Genomic DNA, 24,998 nt, shown 5'->3' on the forward strand with positions numbered 1-24,998 from the left:
CGCAGGAGAGCCCGGTCAGCCGCGCTCTCCCTCCAGGGCGGCCCGGATCCGCGCCGGGTAGTCCGTCGTCATCTCCTGCACCCCGAGCTCCGCGAGGTACAGCGCATCCTCGACCGAGTTCACGGTCCACACGCGGACCCGCACCCCGTCGCGGACCCAGCGTCGCACACGGCCACGATGGGTGCGGGTGTACCGCATGCCCGGGCCCACCATGCCCACCTGATGGCGGTTCACGAGCTGCTCGCCCTCCTTCAGGGCGCGTCGCATGACCGTGATCAGGGCGCCCTCGGTGAGCGGGCCGAAGCGCAGCGCGGCGCGCACCTCCTGCGGCTTCATGTCCGACACCAGCTGGCACAGCATGTGGGACGGCGCCGATTCGGCCAGCTGCCGCATCGAATCAGGATTGAAGCTCATGAAACTCACCTCGATGGTGCCGAGCATCGAGGACTCCGGGTCCCATCCCTCGTCCATGAGGAAGGCGATGAGCGCGTCCTCCAGCCGCAGGCCGAACGGGCTCGGGTGCTTCAGCTCGATCGCCAGCCGGACCGGGCGCCCCGCGCGGCGCAGCAGCAGGATCAGGTCCGCGAGGGTGAGGAACTGCTCGGACGGACCGCCGTAGTCGGCCGGGATGCTCGCGCCCTTCCAGGAACAGACGTCGAGCCCACGCAGCTCCTCCAGCGTGTGGTCGGCCACCCGGCCCGACCCGCTGGTGGTGCGGTCCACGGTGGTGTCGTGGATGCACACGAGCTGTTCGTCCCGGGTCAGGTGGACGTCGCACTCGACGCCGTCGGCGCCGTCCGCGAGGGCCTGGAGGTAGGCGGCGCGGGTGTGCTCGGCGTAGGTGCCGCTGCTGCCGCGATGGGCGAAGATCACAGGAGGCACGGGGCATCCCCTCACGTGGTGATTGATGTCCCTCCCACGGTACGCGACCGGCCGATCCGGGCACCACGGGCGGCCGGTCCGCCCCGGGCGTGAGGCCACCCTCGTAGACTCGGGAGGGTGAACGCGCAGATGACCGACACCGACGCCGAGCGGGCAGCCGCCTTGGGCCGCATGAAGATGCTCGCGACCGGGCTGCTGGCCCTCATGGCGGTGATCTTCGTGGTGGCTTTCGCCCTGCAGGACACCTATCCCTGGCTCCAGTACGTCCGGGCGGCCGCAGAGGGCGGCATGGTCGGCGCGCTCGCCGACTGGTTCGCCGTCACGGCCCTCTTCAAGCATCCGATGGGCCTCAACATCCCGCACACCGCCATCATCCCCCGCAAGAAGGACCAGATCGGGGAGTCGCTCGGCCAGTTCGTGGAGGAGAACTTCCTCTCCGAGGACGTGGTGCGGGCCAAGCTGGACTCGGCGCGCATCGCCCAGAAGGCCGGGGCCTGGCTCTCGAAGCCGGAGAGCGCCGACCGGGTGGCAGCGGAGGGAGCAGCGCTGATCCGGGGGATGTTCACGGTCCTGAACGACGACGCCGTGCAGGCCGTGATCGAATCGATGGTCCGGAAGCACCTGCTGGATCCACCCTGGGGCCCGCCGATCGGCAGTATCGCCGAGCGCGTCTTCGCGGACGGACACCACCACCGGCTCGTGGACCTGCTGGTGGACCGCGCCGCCGACTGGGTGGACGCCAATTACGCCGTTGTGACGCGGGTCGTCGCGCAGCGGTCCCCCACCTGGGTTCCCCGCCTCGTCGACGGCGTCGTCGGTGACCGCGTGCACGCGGAACTGTCGAAATTCATCCGCGCGATCCAGGACGATCAGCAGCACGACGTCCGGATCGCCATCGACAAGTACCTCAGGGACCTGGCGCGGGACCTGCAGCACAAGCCCGAGACGATCGCCAAGGCCGAGGAGATCAAGGGACAGCTGCTCGACGACCCCCGGGTCCGCGACCTCACCGCGCGCACCTGGTCGACCATCAAGAACGCCCTCCTGGAGGCCGTGAATGACCCGGACAGCGAACTGACCTCGAAGTTCAAGGCGGCCATCCGCGACTTCGGCTCACGCCTGACGAGCGACGCCGACCTCGCCCACCGCGTGAACCTGTGGATCGCCGACGGCGCCTCCTACGCCGTACGCACCTACCGCAGCGAGATCGCCGGGGTCATCTCCGAGACGGTGGGCCGCTGGGACGCCGAGGAGACGTCACGCAAGATCGAACTGCAGGTCGGCAAGGACCTGCAGTTCATCCGCATCAACGGCACCGTGGTCGGCTCGCTGGCCGGCCTGCTGATCTTCGCCGTCGCCCACGCGATCTTCGGTTAGGCCCGCTTCTTCCGCGAGTCCGGATCGGGAAGCTGCAGCACCTCGGCCAGCTCGCCGGGGATGGTCCGCGGCAGCGGACCGAAGGCCTCGCGCGTGGTGCGGATGACGGCCTTGCCCATGAGGTGGTTACCGGTTCCGCCGATCACGGCGCCCACCCCGAACGGCAGTGCGCGCCCGAGCATGAAGCCGCCCTGCTTGGCGAGGAACTTCTTCAGGAACCGTTTCTGGATGGACCCGGTCAGGGTCTTCACCAGTGACGCCGGAGCGGACTTGTCGACCAGCTGGCCCCAGTACTGGGGTGCTCCCTGCCCGGCGGAGGAACCCAGGATGGAGCGGACGAGCGCGGTGCCCTCCTCGCCCATGAGGATGGCCATCACCATGGCGCGCGACCGCTCGGGGTCATCCGTGCGGACGCCGTGCAGTTCGGCGACCGACTCGGCGTAGAGCGCGGTCGCCTCGAGGAACCCGACCGTCGCAGCGCCGGACAGTCCGAGCGCGGCGAGTGTGCCGACGGCGGGGAGGGCGGCAGTCGCGCCGACCGCCGCTCCGGCGACCGTCGTGGCGCGCAGGTAGTCGCGTTCCAGCAGTAGCGTCAGCTCCGCGGGAGACGCCTCCGGGTTGCGGCCACGGAGGCGGTCGATGTTGGCGATGATCAGGGGCCGCTGGATGTCCAGGGCGCGCTCGATCCCCCGGAGGATGGCGGGTTTCGGGTTGCCGTCCTTGTCGAACAGTGTCTTGTTCGCAGCCTTCGCGGCTGGGTTCTCCTTGTTACGGCCAAACATCGTGGTCCTTCCGCCGGTGATCGATGTGCTGCTGCTGATGATTCTAGGTGGGGCGTGTGCTGCCGGGCCGGGGTTCTGCTGCCGGCAGAGGGCCGCCCGTCAGGCTCCGGCAACAGGAGAGGGCGCCCCCGGTAGCCGGTGACGCCCTCTCGATAACTGCTCCCCCACGGTGCAGCCGGTACTGCTGATTAGACGCGCGAGCCCTTGCGGCCGGTGACGGCGCCGTAGATGACGAGCACGATCAGTGCGCCGCCGATGGCCAGCAGCCACGTCGACAGGTCGAAGAAGCTGTCGACACCGACGCCGAAGATCGCGCTACCGATGAATCCGCCCAGCAGGGCTCCGACGACGCCGAGGACGAGCGTGATGACCCATCCGCCGCCCTGGCGACCCGGGAGGATCAGCTTTGCGATCGCGCCGGCGAGAAGGCCCAGAACAAGCCAACCAATAATTCCCATAATGATGCTCCTTGAGTGATATCCAGTGCCCCGCCCGAGGGAAGCGCACTACCTGTTAGTTCGATGCACCTGAGCGCAACTCACCTCAAGTGTACTTCATCAGCCTGCTTAGGGTGCAATCGTAGCACCCTGCGAATATCGTTCAGCAGTGCCTGGGGCGAATACTTCCCGAAGTGTTACGGTGCGCAGGTTCGGCGCGCCGACACGCCTCCAAGAAGCGCGACACGCCGTATGATGACGGCAGGCGGGCCCGCCTCGGGAGTGGGTGGCACTGGAAGCGAAACCGCTGGGGAATTGTTATAAAACTCCCATCGAGCCCTCACTGAAGGAGTATTGCTAATGCGAATCGGTTCTTCGATCTTCCTTATTGCACTCGGTGCAATTCTTGCTTTTGCCATTCAGGCAGACGTCGTCAGCATCGTCGACATCAACCTGGTCGGCTACATCCTCATGGCGGTGGGAGTGATCGGCCTGATCGCCTCCCTCCTCCTCGCGGCTCCGCGCAGGCAGAACCGCGTGTCGGAGTCGCGATCCGTCGTCGATCCCCACACCGGCGAGACCATCACGCGCAACGAGACCCGCGATTCGGGGCTCTGACCTCCAGTAGCACCAGAAAGGCCGGGACCATGTCCCGGCCTTTCTTTGTCTGCGTTTACGGCCGGATGTGTCGCCTCCTTCCGATTTCAGGGCACGAAAGTGCTTGACGTCACACCCAAAGCAAAGATAGGGTCACTCAAACACAGATGAAGCCACATGCCGTCGGCCCCGACCGACGGCCATGACGATGGAGTCCCCATGTTCGCGGAAGAGCGGTACCGCCAGATCAGCAGCCTGGTCTCCGCCGACGGCCGCGTCACCGTCGCTGGGCTCTCCTCGCGCTTCGGCATCACCAAGGAGACCGTCAGGAGGGACCTCGCCCTCCTCGAGAACGACGGCGTCCTGCGGCGTGTCCACGGCGGCGCCGTCGCCGGAAGCGGCGCGACGACGAATGAACCGAGCCTGACCAGCCGATCTGCGCAGCGCTCCCCGGAGAAGCGGCGCATCGCAGAGGCAGCCCTCGCGCTCACCCCCGTGACCGGCGCCGTCGTGCTCGATGCCGGGAGTACCACCGGAGCCCTCGCCGACCTGCTCGTCGAGGAGGGCCGCACGGGCCTGTCCGTGATCACCCATTCCGTCCCGATCGCCGCGCTGATCTCGGGTGCCGGGCTGAGCGTGGAACTCGTGGGCGGCCGGGTCCGGGCACTGACGAGTGCCGCCGTCGGCAGCAGCACCGTGACCCATTTCTCCCGCCTTCGCGCGGACATCGCCTTCATCGGCGCCAACGGGCTCGCGGCCGGCTTCGGCCTCAGCACGCCCGACGTCGACGAGGCGGCCGTGAAGACCGCCCTCGTCCGCTCCGCCCGGCGCGTGGTGCTCCTGGCGGACTCGTCGAAGTTCGACGAGGAAACCCTGACCAGCTTCGCCTACCTGGAGGATATCGATGCCCTCATCACCGACCGAGCACCCCGGGGCCCCCTCGCGGAGGCCCTCACCGACGCCGACGTGGAGGTGATCGTCGCGTGATCGTCACCCTCACCGCCAATCCGAGTATCGACCGCACCGTGGAGCTGAACACGCCCCTGGTACGCGGAGCCGTGCAGCGTGCCGTCCGCGTGGTGCAGGAGGCGGGCGGCAAGGGCGTGAACGTGAGCCGCGCCCTCGCGATGTCCGGCATCCAAACCCTCGCGATCGTGCCCGGCGACGACGACGACGCCGTCCTCGCGGGGCTGCGGAGCATCTCCCTCCCGTTCCGCAACCTGCCGATCGGCGCCGGGCTCCGTATCAACACGGCCATCACCGAGCCGGACGGCACGACGACGAAGATCAACGAGCCCGGCCCCGAACTCTCCCCCGCCGGCCTCGAGGAACTCCTCGCGGTCGTGGTCGCCGAGAGCGACGGCGCGGACTGGCTGGTCCTCGCCGGGTCACTGCCCCCGGGGGTCCCGTCCACCTTCTACACGACGGTCACCGCTGCCGTGCGGAAGGCGTACGGACCGGAGGCGCCCCTCGTCGCGATCGATTCCAGCGGCGGGCCGCTCATCGCGGCCGCCGCCGGCATCCCGGCTCCGGACCTGCTGAAGCCCAACGCCGAGGAGCTCAGCGAATTGAGCGGTATCGGCACGGGTGACGAGCTCGAGCAGGACCATGAACTGGCCGCGAGGGCCTGCGCGGTGCTCATCGCCGCGGGGGTCGGAGCGGTACTGGCGACCCTTGGATCCAAGGGCGCCCTGCTCGTGACGGGCGCAGGGGCATGGCATGCCGTGCACCCACCCGTCACGGCACGCTCCACGGTCGGCGCCGGCGATTCCGCGCTGGCCGGCTACCTGCTGGCGCACTCTGCAGGAGAACGTCCGGAGAACTGCCTGCGCCAGGCCGTCGCCCACGGATCGGCGGCCGCTGCCCTTCCCGGTTCCACAGTTCCATCGCTCGACCAGACCACGCCGGACGTCGTCGTGGTCACACCCCTCGAGGTCACGCTGCCCGTGATCGAACCAAGCGCAATCGGGTCCACCGCAGGGCCCCAACAGGAGGAATTCTGATGTCCGACATCATCACTCCGGAGCTCGTGGCTCTGGACATGGACCTGGGGAACGATCGTCCCTCGGTCATCCGCCACCTCGCGGAACGGGTTGCCGCCCAGGGCCGCTCCACGGAGGTGGACGGCCTGTATGCCGACGCACTCGCCCGGGAGGAGAAGACCTCGACCGGCATCCCCGGCGGCATCGCGATCCCGCACTGCCGGTCCACGGCCGTCTCGGAAGCGACCCTCGTCATGGCACGCCTGTCCCCACCCGTGGACTTCGGGGCCAAGGACGGCCCGGCGGACCTCGTGTTCTTCATCGCCGCCCCCGACGGGGCGGACCAGGAGCATCTGAAACTGCTGTCCAAGCTCGCCCGGTCGCTGATCAAGAAGGACTTCACCGCCTCGCTGCGCGCCGCGCAGTCCCCGGCCGACGTCGTCGCCCTCGTCAACGGTGCACTCGGCCTCGGCGACGCGCCGTCAGCTGCCCCGGCCGCCGGAGCCCATTCCGCCGGGTCCGCCGCCGGGTCCCGCACGAGTGAGGCCGCAGCCACGCTCGGCACCTCGCCCGCCGGGACCGACACCACGGGACCCGCCGTCGACCGGACCCGGTCGACCGACACCCGGGCGCGACGCCTCGTAGCCGTGACCGCGTGCCCCACCGGCATCGCCCACACCTACATGGCGGCCGACTCCCTGGTCGCGGCGGCCAAGGAGCGCGGGATCGACCTCCAGGTCGAGACACAGGGCTCTTCCGGCGCCACGCCGCTGGACCCGTCGGTCATCGCCGCGGCCGATGCCGTGATCTTCGCCGTCGACGTCGACGTTCGCGACAAGCAGCGCTTCGCAGGCCTCCCTGTCATCAGCTCGCCCGTCAAGCGTGGCATCGACGAGCCGGGCGAGATGGTGGAGGAAGCCCTCGCCGCGGCCGGGAACCCCAATGCGCGCAGGGTCGCCGGCACCGCCGGTGACCAGCAGGCGGATGACGACGGTGGCCGGGACAGCGTGGGCAGCACGCTCAAGCGCGCACTGCTCACCGGCGTCAGCTACATGATCCCGTTCGTGGCGGGCGGTGGCCTGCTCATCGCCCTCGGCTTCCTCCTGGGCGGGTACCTCATCACGGAGACTGCGGACGCCGTGGTCCTCGAGAACAGCCTGGTGGATCTGCCGGCCGGAGGGCTCGGCGAGTACCTCGGGGCCGTGGCCTTCAAGATCGGCCAGTTGTCGCTCGGATTCCTCGTCCCCGCCCTCGCCGGCTACATCGCGTACGCACTGGCGGACCGTCCCGGCATCGCTCCCGGCTTCGTCGCCGGTGCGGTGGCCGGCTTCATGGGCGCAGGCTTCCTCGGAGGGATCGTCGGCGGCCTGCTCGCCGGGTACGCGGCCATGATGATCGGCCGCCTGTCCGTGCCCCGCTGGCTGCGGAGCCTCATGCCGGTGGTGATCATCCCGCTCGTGGCGTCCATCGTGGCGTCCGGCCTGATGTTCCTCCTGCTCGGCGGACCGATCGCCGCACTCACCGTGGGCCTCAACAACTGGCTGTCCGGGCTGACCGGTACGGCCGCCATCGGGCTCGGCGTCATCCTCGGCCTCATGATGGCCATCGACCTCGGCGGCCCGGTCAATAAGGTCGCCTACTCCTTCGCCGTCGCCGGCCTCGGGGCCGCGTCGCTCGACAACGTGGCACCCCTGCAGATCATGGCGGCCGTCATGGCCGCCGGCATGGTCCCGCCGCTCGCCATGGCCCTGGCCACCCTGATCGACCGCAACCGCTTCACCGAGCCGGAGCGGGAGAACGGGAAGGCCGCCTGGCTGCTGGGTGCCAGCTTCATCTCCGAGGGCGCCATCCCGTTCGCGGCCGCCGATCCGCTGCGCGTGATCCCTGCATCCCTGCTGGGTTCCGCGGTCACCGGCGCCATCATCATGGGCACCGGCGTCACCTCGCAGGCCCCGCACGGCGGCCTGTTCGTCTTCTTCGCGATCGGGAATTTCGCGATGTTCGTGGTCGCGATCCTGGTCGGAATGGTCATCTCGGCACTCGCGGTGATCGCCCTGAAGCGCTATGCGACCCGCAAGACGGAGACGCCCGCGTCCGAGCCGGTTGCAGCCTGACCTCCAGTCGGCTTGGCTGTACTGGAACCCATTCACGACAAAGGAGCACATCATGGCAGAACGCAAGGCAACCGTCGCGAGCCGCGTGGGGCTGCACGCCCGCCCGGCATCGATCTTCGCAGAGGCTGCGGGAGAGCTTCCCCTCGAGATCACGATCGCGATGGACGGCGAGCCCGCCGAGGAAGCCATGGACGCGTCGAGCATCCTGTCGCTCATGAGCCTCGGAGCCTCGCACGGCGACGTCGTCGTCCTGCGCGCCGAGGGTGACGGCGCCGAGAGCGCGCTCGAGGCCCTGGCCCGCATCATCGAGACGGACCACGACGCCGCGTAGTCCGCACCGACACAGAGGGCACCATCCGCCGTGCATACGTGGCGAGTGGTGCCCTTCGTGCGTCCCCAGCATGAGACCAACAGGTGAGTCCACCCGTTGTGACGGGCGTACCTGCCTGCCGGGTAACGATCCGCTGACCCCCCACGGAAAGCGGCAGTTACATAATCATAATTTTCGCACACCATGATGGAAACGTGAACAGCAGGAGGACACAAACGCGTCACTATTCCTGCACGCCGTGCAGTCGGCGTCGATCCGCCCGGCCGTCTAGGCGAGCCTGTTCGCGGCGGAGGCGCTTCTCCTGCCGATGACGTGGCTCGCCCGGATCAGGCAGAGGCCCAGGACGGTCAGCAGGATGGCCGAGAACGGCAGGAGGACGTCCCAGTACATCAGGTCCAGGGCCGTCAGCCTCAGCAGCACGAACACCACCACGAGCGAGTAGCCGGAGGCCACGAGGGCGCACGCGACGCGGTGGATGATCCGCGCATGCCGGTCGAAGGCCGCCAGCGCCGCCGGGATCACGAGGCAGGCTGCGACATACCCCGGATAGAGCCGACCGACCGCGGCGTACTGCTGCACCGTGTCCTGGCCCGCGAAGGCGTGCAGGCCGGTCGAGCTCCCCTCGAGCTCACTGGACACGAAGAAGTGGAGTGTCGCCGCGACCGTCAGGGCCAGGATGGACAGGCCGAAGGGTCCTGCGATCAGACGCCGGGCGCGCATGGAACCGAAGGCGGCCGCCATCCGGATCCCGAACAGCAGGAAGACGGCGTACAGGGCCATCCGCAGCAGGAGGTTCGCGACGTTGACACCGCCGAGGACCGCGTCCATCGCCCGGTAGAGCGGATCGATCGATAGACCGACGGCAAAGGTGAGGAGCACGAGCGCCAGGAACATGGTGCGCCCACGAGCGTCCCGCAGGCCCGGGATGCGGATCGCGGAGCCGGCGGCGCACAGGCCGAGTGCCGCCCATTGGATCGTCATCGCGTTCATCCGAGGTTCTCCCACATGGCCCGGTCCTTGCCGTCGTCGAGCTCGGCCCGACGGATCTGCTTGCCGAGGACGTCGAGGCGGTCGCGGGCGAGGAAAACGAGCTCGAGGTCACCCAGGGCACAGAGGGCACGGGCCCGCCCGTCCGCCGGCCAGCCTCCCTCGTCGGGTGTCAGCAGCCCGGTGACCACGAGCCCGCTCGTGAGGGAGACCCCGGCGATCCGGGCGGCCTCGACGGCGATCTCGGGCGCGAGCCGACCTGCCGTGAGCTGAGCGGACAGGTTCTGGCGGGCCACACCGGTGCTGGCCGCCAACTGCTGGCGGATGTCACCGGGGTCGATCGCCTCGATCCAGGCCCTGACCGAGTTCCGATGCGGGAAGGGTGCAAGATTCAGTTGCAGGTCGGTCCCCGTGCACTCCCGGTCCTCGCTGCGGGCCACGAGCAACCGAAGGATGTCGATGTGCGAGACCTGGCTGACGAGTTCCGCGTCGGTCGGCATCCGGATGCCGACCTGGAGGTCGCCGTAGCCCTCGAACTCGGCGAGGGCCTCCACGGGCGGGAGCCCGTAGCCGCGGGCGATGGCCACGATGGTCGGCACCGAGACCTTGCCCCGGACGAGCTGCTGGGCAAGGGTGGAGCGCTTGATGCCCGCGACCCTGCAGAGGTCGGTCACCGTGTCCTCGGGTGCAATCCGGGAACGCCACAGCTGGAACGCCTTGGCTGTGACGGCCATCATCACCTTTCGATTGGACTTTCCGGTATCCCGTCGAAGTATACTGAGATCGCTGGCTCCGAGTTCTGCGATTCCCCCATACGCAGAACTCGGAGCCAGCTCCAATTAAGCGGCCTGCCTCGTCAGGACGGCACAGGCCGCCGCACGGTGCCTACCAGCGGACCTTCTTCTCCTTCTTCCCCTGCTTGCTGCTCTCGTGCGCGGCCTTGGCGTGGCCGGCGCCGGTCGCAGCGGCGGGACTGGCGGCATGGTTCTTCTTCGCCAGTGCGAGCTGCGCCCTGGGGTCGTCCTGCAGCTTCCGGGCGCCGGCCCCCACAGGGGTCCCGCCGGTATCGGTTGCTGACGCGTCGTCCTGGGGCTGTTGGTTCTGGGGCGTGCTGGTCATGGTGTTCCTTTCGGCTACGGACGCCCGCGGAACGTGTCTGGGCGGGTCAGCGCGGGGCGCGAGCAACCCGCGTCGCGCGTGCTGGGAGGACCGGACAGATTCAGTGAGCGCCCTTGGAGGGTGTCATCGACAAGTGGCGTGGAACGCGGCCGAAGCCGGCTCACCTACTGGAAAAGAAGTGTCCTCATGCCCATGACCGTACACCCGGCCGGAGCGGCGGGACAAGAGCGCCGGGGTACGGCGGTCCTAGCGCTCACGGACCCCGTGCAGCGTGACATCGACGAAGACCAGGCGGTGGTCACTGGTGGGAAAGGGGAAGATCCCGGTCAGTTCCGAGCCCGGCGTACCCGCCCGCGGCCAGAAGACCCCTGCCGCCGCGACCCGCAGCGTGCGGGACGGGAGTACGTAGTCGGCCCGGATGTTGCCGGCGGTGAGATCCTCGAAATCCGCGGTGTCGTAACGGGGATCACTTCGATGGTCGGCATTCGCGCCGCCCTGGAACGCGGAGGCTTCGGTGGCTCCGCTCGACGACGGCAGTGGGTCCTGCACCAGCTTGTTGCCCAGAAGCTGACCGATCGACCCGTCCAGTGAGTCGCCGTCGAGCGGGTCACTGTTCTGGTCCCCCATCACGACGAAGCGTTCACCGCGCTGCAGGCCCCCGGACGTCCCGGCGTCGTCGTAGATGTAGGAGGCACCGGATCCACCGGTGACGTAATCCGACCAGAAGCGGATCTCGTCGCTGTTGCGCCTGCCGTTGCGGTCCTCCACGCCGTCGAAGACGGGAGGCGTGGGGTGGCTTGCCAGGACATGGACGGTCTTCCCGCCCACGCTCACCGGCACGTCCCAGTGGGACTTGCTGGACAACGGGAGCACGGCGAGCTCACTCGCGGAATACCAGTCCCCCGGGGTATCCGTGACGGGGTTGTCGGGAAGGAGCGCGCCGGGCATGTCCTTCCACAGGAAGTCCTGGAAGGTCCGCACGGACTCCGTGAGGATCGGGTACCTGGAGTAGATGACCATGCCGTACTGGCCCTCGAACGCGCCGAAGCCCAGCGCATCGTCCGCACCACCCACCGAACCGTCGTTGTTGAGATCGAACCGGCTGGGAACACCGGTGTTCGACGGCGCCGTGTACACGTAGGGGTAGTCGAGCGGGGCTTTGCCGTTCTGACCGATCGACAGGTAGTTCTGGTGGAACAGGTCTGCAGCCCGGCCTCCCGGGACGTAGTCGAACTCGTTGAGGAGCACCACGTCGGGGCGGTTGGTCTGGAGGACCTCGGCGATCGCCCTCGCCTGCGCGTTGCCCGGCGTGCCCAGGTCCCGGACCAGCTCACCCGCCGAGGACCGGTTCAAGCTCGCGTTGTACGAGGCGAAGCGGACCTCCTGCCGGGCGCCCTGGTTGCTGTGCGGAAGCACTGCCCGCGTCTCGTCCGCAGGCTTGGCGACGGCGAGGGGAGCGGGTACCACGAGGAGCGAGACGGCCAGCAGGCCGGTGACGCAGCGCGCTAGGACTCGCATTGCTTCCCTCCTCGGGTCATGGAGATGACGCCGCCCCATGGCCGCGCCCTGCCCAAGCAGCTCGCTCGGGTAACTTGAGCCTAACGGCGAAAGGCGTCCCGCAGCCGGCGCGAAGGTAACGATTCAAGGTCGACCCGGGGTGGCCCGATGCCGTCCCGGGCGTCGCGCCTCGAGGGCTCCGAGGTCCCGCTCGGCTGCTTCGAAGGTCTGCTCGAGGCGGGCCACTGCAACGGCGTACCTCGCCTTCCCGGTCTCGTCGTCCGGGGAGGCCGTGACGGCGTCGCGAGCCGAGCCCGCAGCACGGACGGCTTGCACCACCGGGCGTACGGCGGGGTTCCCGGGTTCGTGCATGCCCGGGTAATGGATGGCCTTGCCCGGATCGACCTCATAGTCCGCCCAACGCCGCAGCACGTCGTCGTGGCGGCGCTGCAGATCCTCCCTCACCGCTGCCCGCGACGCCTCCTCGGCACGGCGGCGCCGCTGCTCATGGCGGCCCACGGTCCAGGCGACGGCGGCCGCGGAGGAGGTGATGCCCACCGCGAGCGCCAGCCATGCCGCGCCCAGGGCTCCGGCGACGACGCCGGCACCGACGACGACCACCACCCCGCCGAACGCCAGCCAGAAGGAGTCGTCCGCATCACCACCGCGCCGGGAGGCGGCGTCGACGCGCCATGCGGTCAGTGCCGCGGCACCGACCATGGCGGCACAGGCGGCCAGACTACCCATCAGGGCGACGGCGTCCATGAATTCCCTCTCCGCTGCGGCTCGGGGGCCTCTCGGCGCACCCGCCGTACACCAGTTCCTACCAGTTCCTACCAGTTCAAACGAGCAGGGGTCTCCAGTCAATCCCCGATCGCGGAGGGTCTTCCGTCGATCGGGGGCGCTTCTCGTCGCTCCCGGCATGGCGGGGAGGGGACGGCGCCTCCTCCGACCGGGCAGCAGAAAGGGCCCCGGCCAGGCCGGGACCCTCGTGTTGCTGGTGGGCCCTGTGGGGCTCGAACCCACGACCCACGGATTAAAAGTCCGTTGCTCTAGCCAACTGAGCTAAGGGCCCGCGCCATGCACCCGGACGTCGCATCATGGAGATCGTCGTCGGGCGCCGACCCGCCTACTTTATCGCAATCGCCCTCGCCGCGAGGACTGCCCCAGGACTCCCGCCTTCCTGCCTGAAATCGCCCAGGAGTATCCTCATTTCATGGACGGCGAATATACGAACAACAGCCCGCGGCCCCACAAGCCGAAGCCATTCGCCCCCGCGGACTTCGAGGTATTCGCGGGGGGAATCGACCCGTCGAGGGTGTCGGAGGCGGCCCACATGGCCGCCCATGCCCTCGTCCATCACGGGCGAGACTCCGACGATCCGGACGTGACGCGCCGGCTCGTCGAACTCGCCGACCAGCAGGGCCTCGACGCCATCGCGGAGATGTGGGCCGCAAGCCCGCCGCGGTCCCTGCCCGGCGCCCTGTGGCGCCTCTACGCGCTCCGCTCGGCCACCCAGCAGAACCCCGATCGCATGGCCGCGTACTTCGCCTCGGGCAAGGAAGCCGCCCAGGTCTCGAAGGTCGTCGCCGGCGTCGCCGAACCACCGGGCGCCGCGGAGATGGAGGCGATGGCCGACACCATCCTGTCCGGAGCGTTCGAGGGGGAGTTCGACGTCGCACTCGAACGCTTCGCCGCGTTCTGCCGCGTGGTCGCGCTCGGGCAGGCCCACCACGCCGACGACGCCGAGGTCGCCAACGGCCCCCACGCCACGAAACTCACCCGCAATTCGCATCAGCTCATCAAGACGGCCGAGGATCTCGAGCACGCAGCGGCATCCTGGCGGCGCGGGGAGCTCGACTGAACCCCTCGCCGGGGCCGATGTTGACAGGGGCTCCGGCGAGGGCAAGACTTAAGTCGGCGTCGGACCGTGGAACCCCCGGGCTTCAACACTCAGCCGCTTCGAGCGGCCTTCCGCCGAGAGGCGCTCCCGGTTCGACGCCACTACTCTGCCCTCCAGCATCCAGCGTGGCCACCGTCGGCGTGCTGGCAGTCCCTGTCCCTTTGAGGAAGACTCCGTGAAACTACGCCTCTTCCCGCAGGAGAACACCGGGCTGGAACTCCTGTCCCGCATGGCCCGGCAACTCGTGCTTGGCGTGGGGACCATGTCGGCCATCCTCGGGGCCTCGACGCAGGAGTACGACCGCCTGTCGGAGGAGCTCCACCAGCACGAGTCCGCCTCGACGGACCTGCACTTCGCCCTCCTGACCTCCATGCGGACCTCCTTCATCAACCCGCTGCCCCGCGAGGACCTGTACGCCCTGTCCCGCCTGCTCAACGAGGCGATCGAGAAGCTCGACGGCGCCGGGGAGCTGATCGCCCTGTACAAGCTGAGCAAGCTCAGCCACCGGGCCGCCGATCAGCTCGAGGTGATCAACCGGCAGGCCGAACTGACCGCGGTGGCCATGCAGCACCTGAATTCGATGGACGAGCTCGAGGAATACTGGATCGAGATCCTGCGGTTGGCCCGGCGGGCCGAACGGACGCACCGCAGCTGGTGCGCCGAACTGCTCAACGACCACAAGCCGCTCGTCTATGCCCGGCACCGCGACGTTGCCAACCAGCTCGTCGACGTCACGAGGGACATCCGGCGGGTGGCGACCCAGGTGGGCAGCATCCTCGTCAAGGAATCGTAGGTGGAGCCGCTCCTCCTCGGCGCGGTGGTCACGGCCGCAGGCGGATTCGCTTTCCTCAACGGCTTCCACGACGTGTCCAACTCCGTGGCCGCCGCCGTGCGCACCCGCGCGCTCACGCCCACGGTCGCCGTCCTGCTCGCGGCCCTCTTCAACTTCATCGGAGCGCTGCTCAGCACCACGCTGGCGCTGTTCTTCGCCGAAGCCGCCATCGGCCTCCCTTCCGGGCCCACCGGGCTCGGAGTCCTCATGGCCGCGCTGCTCGCCGCGTGCATCTGGGGCGTGATCACCTGGTATCGAGGCATCCCGTCGTCGTCGACCCATGCGCTCCTCGGGGGCATCCTGGGCGCGGGAGGCGCATCGCAACTGGCGAACGGGCTCTCGATGAGCGGTGCGGGCGAGACACTGCTGCTGCAGATCGCGGTGCCCCTCGTGCTCTCGCCGATCGTCGCCTACCTCCTCGCCTATGCGGCGGTCTTCCCCGCTACGTGGCTGCTGCGCCACGGGTCCCCGGCGAAGGTGAACCGCGGGAACCGCATGGCGCAATCCGTCCTGGCCGGCACGTTCGCGTTGGGCCACGGGCTCCAGGACGGGCAACGGACCATGGCGGTGATCCTGCTGGCCCTGGTCGGCTCGGGCTACGCGGCGGGCTCCGAGATGCCCCTGTGGGTCCAGCTCTTCGCCGCCGCACTCCTGGCCACGGGCTCGCTCTTCGGCGGGTGGCGCATCACCCATACCCTCGGCAACCGCCTGGTGCACATCGATCCGCTGCGCGGTATGACGGCGCAGGGCGTGAGCTCGGCGATGCTGTTCATCGGCGCCATCTCCCTGCACATGCCGCTGTCCAGCACGCACACCATGGCGGCCGCGATCGTCGGTGGCGGCGCGAACCAGCGATTCGCCTCCGTCCAGCGCCCCCGGGTGATCAGGATCCTCGGTGTCTGGCTCGCGACGGCCCCGGCCACCGCGCTCCTGGGGGCCGTCTTCTTCCTGGCGCTCAGCCCGCTCCTGTGAGGCGGGCCGCACCTCCACCCCCTCCCGGGGGCGGGCCGCCGCACCCGAGCCAGCCCTCAGGCCCGACGAAGGCCTGCCGCGTGCGATCACCGGATACGACGACGGCGGCCCCCCTGGGAGCCGCCGTCGTCGTATCCCTCGCGGGATACGCCTACCCGAAGCGGCCGGAGACGTAGTCCTCGGTGGCCTTCACGGCAGGGTTGTTGAAGATCGTGGTGGTCTCCCCGTACTCGATGAGCTTGCCCGGCTTGCCCGTTCCGGCGATGTTAAAGAACGCCGTCTTGTCGGACACGCGCGCGGCCTGCTGCATGTTGTGCGTGACGATCACCACGGTGTACTCGGCCTTGAGCTCGTTGATGAGGTCCTCGATGGCGAGCGTGGAAATGGGGTCCAGTGCCGAGCAGGGCTCGTCCATCAGGATCACCTGGGGTGAGACCGCGATGGCCCGGGCGATGCACAGGCGCTGCTGCTGTCCGCCGGAGAGGCCCGACCCGGGACGCGCCAGGCGGTCCTTGACCTCGTTCCACAGGTTGGCGCCGCGCAGCGACTTCTCGACGAGGGAGTCGGCGTCGGACTTGCTGATGCGCTTGTTGTTGAGTTTCACGCCCGCCAACACGTTGTCGCGGATGGACATCGTGGGGAACGGATTGGGCCGCTGGAAGACCATGCCGATCCGTCCGCGCACGGTCACCGGGTCCACCGCGGAGTCGTACAGGTTGTCCCCGTCGAGCAGCACCTCACCTTCGACGCGGGCGCCGGGGATGACCTCGTGCATGCGGTTGAGGGTGCGGAGGAAGGTGGACTTGCCGCAGCCCGAGGGGCCGATAAACGCCGTCACCGAACGGGCCTCGATGTTGATGTTGACGTCCTCCACGGCAAGGAACTTGCTGTAGTAGACGTTCAAGTCCTTGACGTCGATGCGATTGGACATTGCTTCCTTATCGGTAGTAACCGCGTGCTGACAGCAGCCGGTCGTGGGAGAGGTGGGTGTTCGAGCCGCAGTGCCGGGTCATCGACTGGTCTTCGGAGCGAAGGCACGGGCGATGAGACGGGCGGCCAGATTGAGGAGCATGACCATCACGATCAGCGTCAAGGCCGCCGCCCAGGCGCGCTGGGTACTGGCATCGATGTTGGTGGGGGACGTCGGCGTGAGGATCTGATAGTAGATGAACGTCGGGAGGGTGCTCATCCAGCCACTGAACACGTTCGTGTTGATCGAACTCACGAAGCCGGCCGTGACGAGGATGGGCGCGGTCTCGCCGATGACCCGCGCGATGGCGAGCGTCACTCCGGAGGCGATGCCCGAGATGGCGGTCGGTACCACGACCTTCACGATCGTCCGCCACTTGCGGACACCCAACGCATAGGCGGCTTCACGGAGTTCGTTCGGGACGATCTTCAGCATCTCCTCGGTGGAGCGGACCACCACGGGGATCATCAGGACGGACAGCGCTACGGCCGCCACGAAACCTGTCCGGGTCCCCGGGCCGAACAGCAGTCCGAAGAGGGCCGCAGCAAACAGGCCAGCGACGATCGACGGAATGCCGGTCATGACATCGACGAAGAACGTGATGGCGCGGTCGAGCCGTCCGCCGGTCCCGTATTCGACCAGGTACACGGCCGCCATCAGCCCGATCGGGACGGAGATGAGCGTGGCCCAGAGTGTGATCTGGAGGGTCCCGACGATGGCGTGGTACGCGCCACCCAGGACGGGCGACCCGTTCTCCGCCGAGGCGTTGTCGGTGGCTCCCGTGACGCCGTTCATCGACGTGAAGAAGAAGTCGTAGGACAACCCCGGCAGGCCCCGTTCGAGGACGGTCCAGATGACCGACAGGAGAGGGAGCAGGGCGATGATGAAGCAGCCGTAGACGAGGTACGTCATCAGGGAGTCTGAGGCTTTGCGGGTGCCGCCGAAGGCCGCCGTGATCATGGTGGCTCCGGCGACGAAGAAGACCGCGGTCAGGATGGCCCAGACGATGATGTTGAATCCGATGAGGGCGGAGACTGCTGCGCCCAGGACGACCGCCGCGGCCAGTACCACCCAGACGACGTACCCGGGCATCCTGCCCTTCGTCAGCTGCGAGCGCCGCTTCTCGAGTGTTGAGCTGCTCATGTCAGTTTGCCCCTGAGAATTCCTTGTGGCGGCTGATGATCCAGCGCGCGATGATATTGACTGCCAAGGTGATGACGAAGAGCACCAGGCCTGCAGCGATGAGCTCACTCAGCCTCAACCCGAACGCTTCGGGGAAGTTGAGCGCGATCTCGGCCGCGATCGTCTGGTTGCCCGACTGGATGAGGCTTGCCGTGAGCGCCCCTCCGGACAGGACGAGCGCGACGGCCATCGTCTCTCCGAGTGCCCGCCCGAGGCCCAGCATCGCCGCGCTGACGATGCCCGCCCGCGCGAAGGGAAGGACGGCCATGCGGATCATCTCGAGCCTCGTAGCCCCCATGGCCAGCGCCGCCTCCTCGTGGAGTGTCGGCGTCTGCAGGAAGATCTCCCGGCTGAGGGAGGTGATGATGGGCAGAACCATGACCGCCAGGACGATGCCGGCCGTGAGGATGGTACGCCCGGTCTGGCTCGCCGGACCTTCGAAGATGGGAAGCCAGCCGAGGTTCTCCGCCAGCCAGCCGTAACCGACGGCAAGCTGCGGTGCGAGGACCGCGTATCCCCAGGCCCCGTAGACGACGGACGGGATCGCCGCGAGGAGGTCGACGAGGTAGCCGAAGCCCTGGGCGAGGCGCCGCGGCGCGTAGTGCGAGATGAAGAGCGCGACGCCGATCCCGAGAGGGGTCGCGATCAGCAGCGCGATCGAGGCGGCGATGATCGTCCCGATGACGATCGGGAAGATGTAGGACCCGAAGCCCTCACCCCCGGTGATGTCAGTAGGATCCGCGCTGAAGATCGGGAGGGCCTGGATGACGAGGAAGGCGGCAACGCCGAAAAGGACTGCCAGAATGAGGCATCCTGCAGCGAGGGTGGCGCCGGAGAAGATCTTGTCTCCGGATTTCCCTCCCACTTCACTTCTGGTCAGGGTGTTGGTCGACACGGGGAATCCTTCATGGCGAGTGGTGGTGGGCGCTGCGCGCTCAGAACAGTTTCACGGTACGGGAGTCTCGAGCACGCGTCCCCTTCGAGCAGGACCCCGGACAGTGGACAGCCCCGTCCGGTTCCCAGGGGAAACCGGACGGGGCATCGGCATCAGCTAGGAGGCTACCGTGATGGATTCGATAGCGGCCTCGGCATCCATGCGGATGTTGTCGGAGATCGGAGCGCTCCCTGCGGAACCCTCGGCGGTCTGCTGACCCTCCTCGCTGACCACGTAGGACTCGAAGGCCTTGACGAGGTCGGCGGTCTCCTGATCCTCGTAGGTGCTGCAGACGATGTGGTACGAGACGAGGACGACCGGGTAGGCGCCCGACTCGGTGGTGTCGCGCTCGAGCTCGAGGGACATGTCGACGTCCGAACGGCCTTCGACGGGCGTGGCGGATTCGACGGCCAGAGCGGCGGCCTCGGGGCTGAACGGCACGTACTCCTCGCCCACCTTCACGCTGACCTGGCCCAGATCGCCGACGGCCGACGCATCGGCATAGGTGATGGCGCCGTCGGTGCCGGTGGTCGTCGAGACGACGCCATTGGTGCCCTGGGCGTTCTCTGCGACGTAGGCGGCCGGCCAGGCGCCGTCGGCCTCGTCGGTCCAGACGTCGGGAGCGGCGGCGGCGAGGTACTCGGTGAAGTTCTCGGTGGTGCCCGAGTCGTCGGAGCGGTGCACGACGGTGATCGGCGTGCTGGGAAGCTCGGCGTCCGGGTTCTGCGAGGCGATGGCCTCGGCGTCCCAGGTGGCGACCTCGCCGCGGAAGATCGCCGCGATGGTGGCGGCGTCGAGGTTGAGGGAGTCGATGCCCTCGAGGTTGAAGGCGACGGCGATCGGGGAGACGTAGACGGGGATGTTGATCGCGCCGTCCGGACCGCAGAACTCCTTCGAGGCCTCGTACTCCTCATCGTCCAGGAAGGCATCGGAGCCCGCGAACTGGACAGCCTGCCCGAGGAAGGCCTCACGGCCCGCGCCGGAACCGTCGGGAGAGTACTGCACGGTGGCACCGCTGTTGGCAGCGGAGAACCCTTCCTGCCAGGCCGTCATCGCCGCGTTCTGGGCTGAAGAACCTGCACCCGTCAGGGTGCCGCTGACTGCAGCTGCGCCTTCGGACGCGTTGCCACCCTCGGATGCGGGGGTCTCGCCCGTGGCGTTGTCGGAACCACATGCGGTCAGCGCCAACGCGGCTACCGAGATGACTGCCGCAGCGCGGCCAAAGCGAAGAACCTTCACTAGATTTTGCCCCTTCCAGGGATCAATTCATCGATGCGCGGACGGCGCTCGAGAGATGTACGCGTTCCTGTACTCCATCGAAGCTAGGCAGCGCAGATGAAGAGACTGACCAAGGAACCTTAACGGAAGGTTAACAGCGCTGGTCCATTGTCCTGTGAGGCCGCCGCATGCTGGATGAAGGTGCGGCATCCGGCCCAGGACGCACCTCCTAGACTGGGTCCATGCCGCCGCGCCAGGGAATGTCCGCCACACTGGCCTTCCTGCGCAAGCGCTCCCGGATCGGGTTCAGGCGCAGTGCCAACTCCGTGGTCACCGCCCTGCAGATGACCGTGTGCGCGGTGGGCGCCTATGCCTTCGCGGAGCAGGTCCTGGGCCACAACGGACCGCTGTTCGCGGCGACGTCCTCGATGATCTCGCTGGGCTTCTCCCGAGACCCCCGGGTGCGGCGCGTCCTGGAGGTGGCGATCGGCTGCACCCTCGGGATCGCGGTGGGTGACCTCCTGCTCGCCCTGTTCGGCACCGGCCTGTGGCAGGCCGCCCTCGTGCTGTTCGTCTCGATCCTGCTGGCCCGGTTCCTGGACAGCGGGACGATCTTCACGACGCAGCTCGGGCTGCAGTCGCTGCTGGTGGTGCTGCTCCCGGCGCCCGAGGGAGGGCCGTTCACGCGGAGTGCCGATGCGATCGTGGGTGGCCTGTTCGCGCTGGTGATCACCGTGTTCCTGCCCCGCGACCCGCGCCGCGAACCCAAGACGAACGTGCGCGGACTCCTGGACGAGCTCTCCGGCGTGCTCCGCGAGGGCGCCTCGGCCCTCCGGAAGAGCGATTCGACGCTGGCCTGGCACGCGCTGGTCCGTGCGCGGAACTGCCAGTCCCAGTTGGACAGCCTGACGGGCAGCATGAAGGCCGCCCAGGAGGTGGCACGCATCTCCCCCGCGTACCGCCGTCACCGCGAGGAACTCGGCTCGCTGGGGGACGCGATCGACTCGATCGACCTCGCCATCCGCAACAGCCGCGTGTTCTCCCGCCGCCTGACCTCCGTCATCAACCACGCGGCGCTCACCGACGAGGCGATCGAGGCCCTGAGCCAGTCCCTCGAGGACACGGCCGACGCCGTCGACGTGCTGAGCCGTGCCCTGTCGGTCAGCGATTCCGCCGAGCGGCGCCTCAACCTGCGGCAGGCACGCAACGAACTGGCGGCCATTGCCACGGACCTCCACCCCAAGACCCTCCACATCAGCCGGCTCGAGGGTGAGGGCCTCGTCCTGCTCCTCCGGCCGCTCATCGTGGACCTGCTCAGCGCCACGGGCCTCTCGCACGAGGACGCCGCCGACTACCTGCCGCGGCTCTGAGGGCCACGGCGTGGCCGTGGCTGTCGGTGGCCGCCGGTAGCCTGAAAGCATGGCCACGAAGACCTCCCCCGCCGCACGCGCGGGCCGCAACAACACCCCGGGTTACCGCTGCGCCGAATGCGGGTGGACCACCGCGAAGTGGGTGGGTCGCTGCGGGGAGTGCCAGGCGTGGGGCACCGTCGAGGAGACCGGGCAGGTCGTCGCGCGCACCACTGCCGCCACGGCGGTCACGACGCCGGCCCGGCGGATCGCCGACGTCGACGCGACACTCTCCGGATACCAGCCCACCCGGATCGACGAGCTCGACCGCGTCCTCGGCGGGGGGCTGGTGCCCGGCGCCGTGATCCTCCTCGCCGGTGAACCGGGCGTCGGCAAGTCGACCCTCCTCCTCGACGTCGCCGCGCGGGTCGCACGGCTCGGCAAGAACGTCCTCTACGTGACGGGGGAGGAATCGGCGGCCCAGGTGAAGCTGCGGGCCGACCGGATCGACGCCGTCGCCGATTCCCTCTACCTGAGTGCGGAGACGGATCTGGGCCAGGCCCTCGGCCAGGTCGAGAAGGTGGACCCCGCACTGCTCATCGTCGACTCCGTGCAGACGCTCAGCAGCGCCGCGGTGGACGGCAGCGCCGGCGGGGTGACGCAGGTGCGGGAAGTCGCGGCGTCACTCATCGGGGCGGCGAAGGCGAGGGGAATGACCACGCTGCTCGTCGGGCACGTCACCAAGGACGGCTCCATCGCCGGACCGAGGCTCCTCGAGCACCTCGTCGACGTCGTGTGCCAGTTCGAGGGCGAGCGCCATTCCCGTCTGCGCCTCCTGCGCGCGGTCAAGAACCGGTACGGGCCCACGGACGAGGTGGGATGCTTCGACCTCACGGACAGCGGCATCGAGGGCTTGGCCGACCCCAGCGGCCTCTTCGTGTCCCGCACCAAGGACCCGGTGTCGGGGACATGCATCACCGTGACGCTCGAAGGCCGGCGCCCCCTTCTCGCGGAAGTCCAGGCCCTGCTCGCGGAGTCACCCAACTCCCAGCCGCGGCGCGCCACCAGCGGACTCGACAGTTCCCGCGTCGCGATGCTGCTGGCCGTACTGCAGAGCCGCGCGTCTGTCAGCCTGCACAAGGACGACAGTTATGTCGCGACGGTCGGCGGGGTCCGCCTGACCGAGCCCGCCACCGATCTCGCCGTCGCGCTGGCGATCGCCTCCGCGAAGACGGACCAGCCACTGGCCGCGCGGCTCGTGGCGTTCGGGGAAGTGGGCCTCGCCGGCGAGGTGCGCCCGGTCCCGGGCATCGGCCGGCGCATCCAGGAGGCGCAGCGCCTCGGGTTCACGCATGCGATCGTTCCCGCCTCGCCCGCCGGAACGGGGCCGGTGCCCAAGGGCTTCTCCGTACGGGAGGTCTCCACGCTCGCGGAGGCTCTTGCACTGCTGTTCTGACGGCACCGCCCCGGGCCCGGCCGCGGGACGGGGAGGCACATGACGGTTCTGCGACCCCTGCGGGTACGGAGGAATTTGTGCGCGCCAGTAGTATTAGGTGCGGCCCTGGCGTTACGCCGGGGCCGCTGCCCGCCGTCCGGGGTTCGACGGCGGCCGCCCGACTGCGCCGGGCCTTCAAGAGCGCGGGCGGTGAAAGGATGGGGCCATGGTTCGGAGTCCGGAGGACGCGCTCAAAGCCACCCTCGCCAGAGTAGCCCCGGGCACGCATCTGCGCGACGGTCTTGAGCGAATCCTGAGGGGGCGGACCGGTGCGCTGATCGTTCTCGGCTTCGACCGCACGGTCGATTCCATCTGTTCCGGCGGGTTCGACATCGGGATCGAGTTCTCTCCCACGCGACTTCGGGAACTCGCGAAGATGGACGGCGCGATCGTCTGCGACAAGGACGCGAGCAAGATCCTCCGCGCCGCGGTGCAACTGGTACCCGACCACACCATCGAGACGCAGGAGTCCGGGACGCGCCACCGCACCGCCGAGCGCGTCGCGAAGCAGACCGGACTTCCCGTGATCAGCGTCAGCCAGTCCATGCAGATCATCGCCCTGTACATCGACGGCCTCCGCCACGTCCTCGAGGGCTCCGAGCCGGTGCTCGCCCGAGCCAACCAGGCGCTGGCAACCCTCGAGCGGTACCGCGCACGGCTCGACCAGGTCACCAACTCGCTGTCCGCCCTCGAGATCGAGGCGATGGTCACGGTGCGCGACGTCGCCGTCACCCTGCAGCGCCAGGAGATGGTGCGCAGGATCTCCGAGGAGATCTCGCAGTACGTGCTGGAACTCGGCGTCGACGGGCGCCTGCTCTCCCTGCAGGTGGAGGAGCTCACCACGGGCCTGGGTCCCGGCAGCGAGATGGTGCTGCGCGACTACATGGACCTCGGCAGCAGCACGGCCCCGGTCGAGGAGCGCGTGGCGACGCTGCAGGGCTTCAGTTCGACGGACCTCATCGACCTGGGCACCATCGCCAGCGTGCTGGGCTTCAACCCCTCCCTCGACTCGCTGGAGGCGGTCATCCAGCCGAAGGGCTACCGGCTGCTGTCCGGCATCAAGGCCATGCCGCCCGCCGTGGCGAACCGCCTGGTGGAGCACTTCGACGGACTGCAGAATCTCATGGCCGCCAACATCGAGGACCTCATGGCGGTCGACGGCATCGGCGAACAGCGCGCACGGACGGTCCGCGAGGGGTTGTCGCGCATCGCCGAGACGAGCCTCCTCGACCGGTTCATGTAGGCCTGCCGCGCCCCTCGACGCGGCGGCCTGCCGGCCTACTGCAGCGTGAACGTCACCGGGGCGCTGCTCCTCGCGCCCAGCCGCGTGGTCAGGGTGTAACTGCCCTCCGCCAGCTCCTCCTCCACCACGGTGCACCCGGGTACCGTGCGGTTGCGCGCCCACTCGAACGTCGCCCGCTCCTCGCCGCCCGGTTCGATGACGCGGTCGAGATCCTCCGAGGACTCCTGGCAGTCGATCGACGAGAACACACGTTCGGCGCCTCGGGTGAGGACGAACTCCATCTGCGACGTACCCACGTTCACTGCGCACGCAGTGGTCCCCCCGTTGCGGATGACCAGGGACAGGACCGGTTTCTCCTCCGGGGAGTAGGTGCGCTCGTCGGTCTCGGCACCGACCACCACGGCGGCGGGATCGCACCGGCCCGCCGACGGACTCCCGCTCGGAGTGGCACCGGGAGAAGCGGGCGCCGACGACGAGCCCGCGCTCGGCGCTGCACTCGGAGGCGTCCGGCTCGCCGAATAGGCAGGGCCTGTCGGGGCGGACGTCGACCCGGGCGCGGAGGACGGATCGCCCGGATCGTCCTGCCGCCCGAAGAGCCCTGCCAGGGCAGCACCCCCGACGGCGAGCGCCACCACGACGAGGACCACCAGGATGGCCACCGCCAGGCGGCGCCGCCGATACACGCCGGGGCCGGGGCGGCGACCGCCACCGCCTGCCGGTCCGCCCGTGCCGTGATCCGTGGATGCCATCCATCAAGGCTAGGGGGTCCCCCGTTCCTCCGGGCACCGCACCGGT

General features: G+C 68.8%; 25 protein-coding genes and 1 tRNA gene. 12 read left to right on the forward strand and 14 right to left on the reverse strand.

All coding sequences use genetic code 11. The features are described 5' to 3' along the window. Positions 1-15 precede the first annotated feature (15 nt). Entirely contained in the window at positions 16-882 is an 867-nt protein-coding gene (locus CXQ92_RS09040; protein ID WP_104167382.1) for a glycerophosphodiester phosphodiesterase family protein, read from the reverse strand. A gap of 129 nt (positions 883-1,011) precedes the next feature. Between CXQ92_RS09040 and CXQ92_RS09045 the strand changes: the two genes are divergently transcribed. Then, the gene (locus CXQ92_RS09045) at positions 1,012-2,259 is read left to right on the forward strand and encodes a DUF445 domain-containing protein (protein WP_104167384.1); all 1,248 of its coding nucleotides are present in this window, start codon (positions 1,012-1,014) and stop codon (positions 2,257-2,259) included. Here the strand turns inward: CXQ92_RS09045 and CXQ92_RS09050 are convergent. After that, positions 2,256-3,041 carry a hypothetical protein gene (locus CXQ92_RS09050; protein ID WP_104167385.1) on the reverse strand — a complete coding sequence of 262 codons (786 nt, stop codon included), beginning with the start codon at positions 3,039-3,041 and terminating at the stop codon, positions 2,256-2,258. The two genes, CXQ92_RS09045 and CXQ92_RS09050, sit on opposite strands and share 4 nt — an antisense overlap. 188 nt (positions 3,042-3,229) lie before the next feature. After that, the gene (locus CXQ92_RS09055) at positions 3,230-3,499 is read right to left on the reverse strand and encodes a GlsB/YeaQ/YmgE family stress response membrane protein (RefSeq protein ID WP_104167387.1); all 270 of its coding nucleotides are present in this window, start codon (positions 3,497-3,499) and stop codon (positions 3,230-3,232) included. A gap of 339 nt (positions 3,500-3,838) precedes the next feature. Here CXQ92_RS09055 and CXQ92_RS09060 point away from each other — a divergent pair, with 339 nt between their 5' ends. From CXQ92_RS09060 to CXQ92_RS09080, 5 genes are all read left to right on the forward strand, one after another. After that, on the forward strand, positions 3,839-4,096 hold the full coding sequence (locus CXQ92_RS09060) for a DUF6458 family protein (protein ID WP_104167389.1): 258 nt from the start codon (positions 3,839-3,841) through the stop codon (positions 4,094-4,096). Between the two features lie 198 nt (positions 4,097-4,294). Continuing rightward, a complete protein-coding gene (locus CXQ92_RS09065; RefSeq protein ID WP_104167391.1) occupies positions 4,295-5,062 on the forward strand; it encodes a DeoR/GlpR family DNA-binding transcription regulator in 768 nt (255 codons plus the stop codon). Further along, complete coding sequence (locus tag CXQ92_RS09070; RefSeq protein ID WP_104167393.1) at positions 5,059-6,078, forward strand: 1-phosphofructokinase family hexose kinase; 1,020 nt, start codon at positions 5,059-5,061, stop codon at positions 6,076-6,078. The genes CXQ92_RS09065 and CXQ92_RS09070 overlap by 4 nt, the downstream gene beginning before the upstream one ends. Then, positions 6,078-8,171 (forward strand): fructose-specific PTS transporter subunit EIIC, encoded by a 2,094-nt coding sequence (locus tag CXQ92_RS09075; RefSeq protein ID WP_104167395.1) that lies wholly within the window; start codon positions 6,078-6,080, stop codon positions 8,169-8,171. Before CXQ92_RS09070 ends, CXQ92_RS09075 begins: the two co-directional genes overlap by 1 nt. Positions 8,172-8,223: 52 nt before the next feature. After that, positions 8,224-8,502 carry an HPr family phosphocarrier protein gene (locus tag CXQ92_RS09080; protein ID WP_104167397.1) on the forward strand — a complete coding sequence of 93 codons (279 nt, stop codon included), beginning with the start codon at positions 8,224-8,226 and terminating at the stop codon, positions 8,500-8,502. Positions 8,503-8,769: 267 nt separating this feature from the next. Here CXQ92_RS09080 and CXQ92_RS09085 read toward each other — a convergent pair whose 3' ends face one another. The 6 genes from CXQ92_RS09085 to CXQ92_RS09110 all read right to left on the reverse strand — a co-directional run bounded on the left by CXQ92_RS09085 (position 8,770) and on the right by CXQ92_RS09110 (position 13,180). After that, positions 8,770-9,483 (reverse strand): hypothetical protein, encoded by a 714-nt coding sequence (locus CXQ92_RS09085; protein ID WP_146067424.1) that lies wholly within the window; start codon positions 9,481-9,483, stop codon positions 8,770-8,772. 5 nt (positions 9,484-9,488) lie between these two features. After that, positions 9,489-10,226 carry a hypothetical protein gene (locus tag CXQ92_RS09090; RefSeq protein ID WP_306738510.1) on the reverse strand — a complete coding sequence of 246 codons (738 nt, stop codon included), beginning with the start codon at positions 10,224-10,226 and terminating at the stop codon, positions 9,489-9,491. A 148-nt stretch (positions 10,227-10,374) separates the two neighbouring features. Continuing rightward, positions 10,375-10,608, reverse strand: a complete 234-nt coding sequence (locus CXQ92_RS09095; RefSeq protein WP_104167401.1) for a hypothetical protein — start codon at positions 10,606-10,608, stop codon at positions 10,375-10,377. Between the two features lie 246 nt (positions 10,609-10,854). Continuing rightward, positions 10,855-12,126 (reverse strand): endonuclease/exonuclease/phosphatase family protein, encoded by a 1,272-nt coding sequence (locus CXQ92_RS09100; protein ID WP_104167403.1) that lies wholly within the window; start codon positions 12,124-12,126, stop codon positions 10,855-10,857. 123 nt (positions 12,127-12,249) lie between these two features. Then, positions 12,250-12,870, reverse strand: coding sequence for a hypothetical protein (locus CXQ92_RS09105; RefSeq protein ID WP_104167405.1), 621 nt, complete (start codon positions 12,868-12,870; stop codon positions 12,250-12,252). A 233-nt stretch (positions 12,871-13,103) separates the two neighbouring features. Further along, positions 13,104-13,180 (reverse strand) — tRNA-Lys (locus CXQ92_RS09110). Between the two features lie 141 nt (positions 13,181-13,321). On the opposite strand from CXQ92_RS09110, the gene CXQ92_RS09115 reads away from it, so the two are divergent. The 3 genes from CXQ92_RS09115 (at position 13,322) to CXQ92_RS09125 (ending at position 15,812) form a co-directional block, all read left to right on the forward strand. Continuing rightward, the gene (locus CXQ92_RS09115; RefSeq protein WP_104167407.1) at positions 13,322-13,969 is read left to right on the forward strand and encodes a hypothetical protein; all 648 of its coding nucleotides are present in this window, start codon (positions 13,322-13,324) and stop codon (positions 13,967-13,969) included. Positions 13,970-14,183: 214 nt separating this feature from the next. Then, positions 14,184-14,801, forward strand: coding sequence for a DUF47 domain-containing protein (locus CXQ92_RS09120; RefSeq protein WP_104167409.1), 618 nt, complete (start codon positions 14,184-14,186; stop codon positions 14,799-14,801). Continuing rightward, positions 14,802-15,812 carry an inorganic phosphate transporter gene (locus CXQ92_RS09125; protein ID WP_104167411.1) on the forward strand — a complete coding sequence of 337 codons (1,011 nt, stop codon included), beginning with the start codon at positions 14,802-14,804 and terminating at the stop codon, positions 15,810-15,812. A gap of 151 nt (positions 15,813-15,963) precedes the next feature. Here the strand turns inward: CXQ92_RS09125 and pstB are convergent, their stop codons facing one another. The 4 genes from pstB to pstS all read right to left on the reverse strand — a co-directional run bounded on the left by pstB (position 15,964) and on the right by pstS (position 20,137). Next, positions 15,964-16,743, reverse strand: coding sequence for a phosphate ABC transporter ATP-binding protein PstB (pstB, locus tag CXQ92_RS09130; protein WP_104167413.1), 780 nt, complete (start codon positions 16,741-16,743; stop codon positions 15,964-15,966). 78 nt (positions 16,744-16,821) lie between these two features. Next, complete coding sequence (pstA, locus tag CXQ92_RS09135) at positions 16,822-17,925, reverse strand: phosphate ABC transporter permease PstA (RefSeq protein WP_104167415.1); 1,104 nt, start codon at positions 17,923-17,925, stop codon at positions 16,822-16,824. Position 17,926: 1 nt separating this feature from the next. Beyond that, positions 17,927-18,859: a phosphate ABC transporter permease subunit PstC gene (gene pstC / locus CXQ92_RS09140; protein ID WP_104167417.1), complete on the reverse strand. Its 933-nt coding sequence runs from the start codon at positions 18,857-18,859 to the stop codon at positions 17,927-17,929. A 156-nt stretch (positions 18,860-19,015) separates the two neighbouring features. Continuing rightward, positions 19,016-20,137 (reverse strand): phosphate ABC transporter substrate-binding protein PstS, encoded by a 1,122-nt coding sequence (gene pstS, locus CXQ92_RS09145; RefSeq protein ID WP_104167419.1) that lies wholly within the window; start codon positions 20,135-20,137, stop codon positions 19,016-19,018. A gap of 221 nt (positions 20,138-20,358) precedes the next feature. Here pstS and CXQ92_RS09150 point away from each other — a divergent pair, with 221 nt between their 5' ends. The 3 genes from CXQ92_RS09150 (at position 20,359) to disA (ending at position 24,203) form a co-directional block, all read left to right on the forward strand. Next, a complete protein-coding gene (locus CXQ92_RS09150; RefSeq protein ID WP_104167421.1) occupies positions 20,359-21,486 on the forward strand; it encodes an aromatic acid exporter family protein in 1,128 nt (375 codons plus the stop codon). A gap of 49 nt (positions 21,487-21,535) precedes the next feature. Further along, positions 21,536-22,921, forward strand: coding sequence for a DNA repair protein RadA (gene radA / locus CXQ92_RS09155; protein WP_104167423.1), 1,386 nt, complete (start codon positions 21,536-21,538; stop codon positions 22,919-22,921). Between the two features lie 205 nt (positions 22,922-23,126). Further along, a complete protein-coding gene (gene disA, locus CXQ92_RS09160; protein WP_104167425.1) occupies positions 23,127-24,203 on the forward strand; it encodes a DNA integrity scanning diadenylate cyclase DisA in 1,077 nt (358 codons plus the stop codon). Between the two features lie 35 nt (positions 24,204-24,238). On the opposite strand, the gene CXQ92_RS09165 is transcribed toward disA, so the two are convergent. Next, the gene (locus CXQ92_RS09165; RefSeq protein ID WP_104167427.1) at positions 24,239-24,952 is read right to left on the reverse strand and encodes a hypothetical protein; all 714 of its coding nucleotides are present in this window, start codon (positions 24,950-24,952) and stop codon (positions 24,239-24,241) included. Positions 24,953-24,998: the final 46 nt, after the last annotated feature.

It is taken from the genome of Arthrobacter sp. SX1312 (assembly GCF_002929295.1).
In the GTDB taxonomy this organism is placed as follows: Bacteria; Actinomycetota; Actinomycetes; order Actinomycetales; family Micrococcaceae; genus Arthrobacter_D.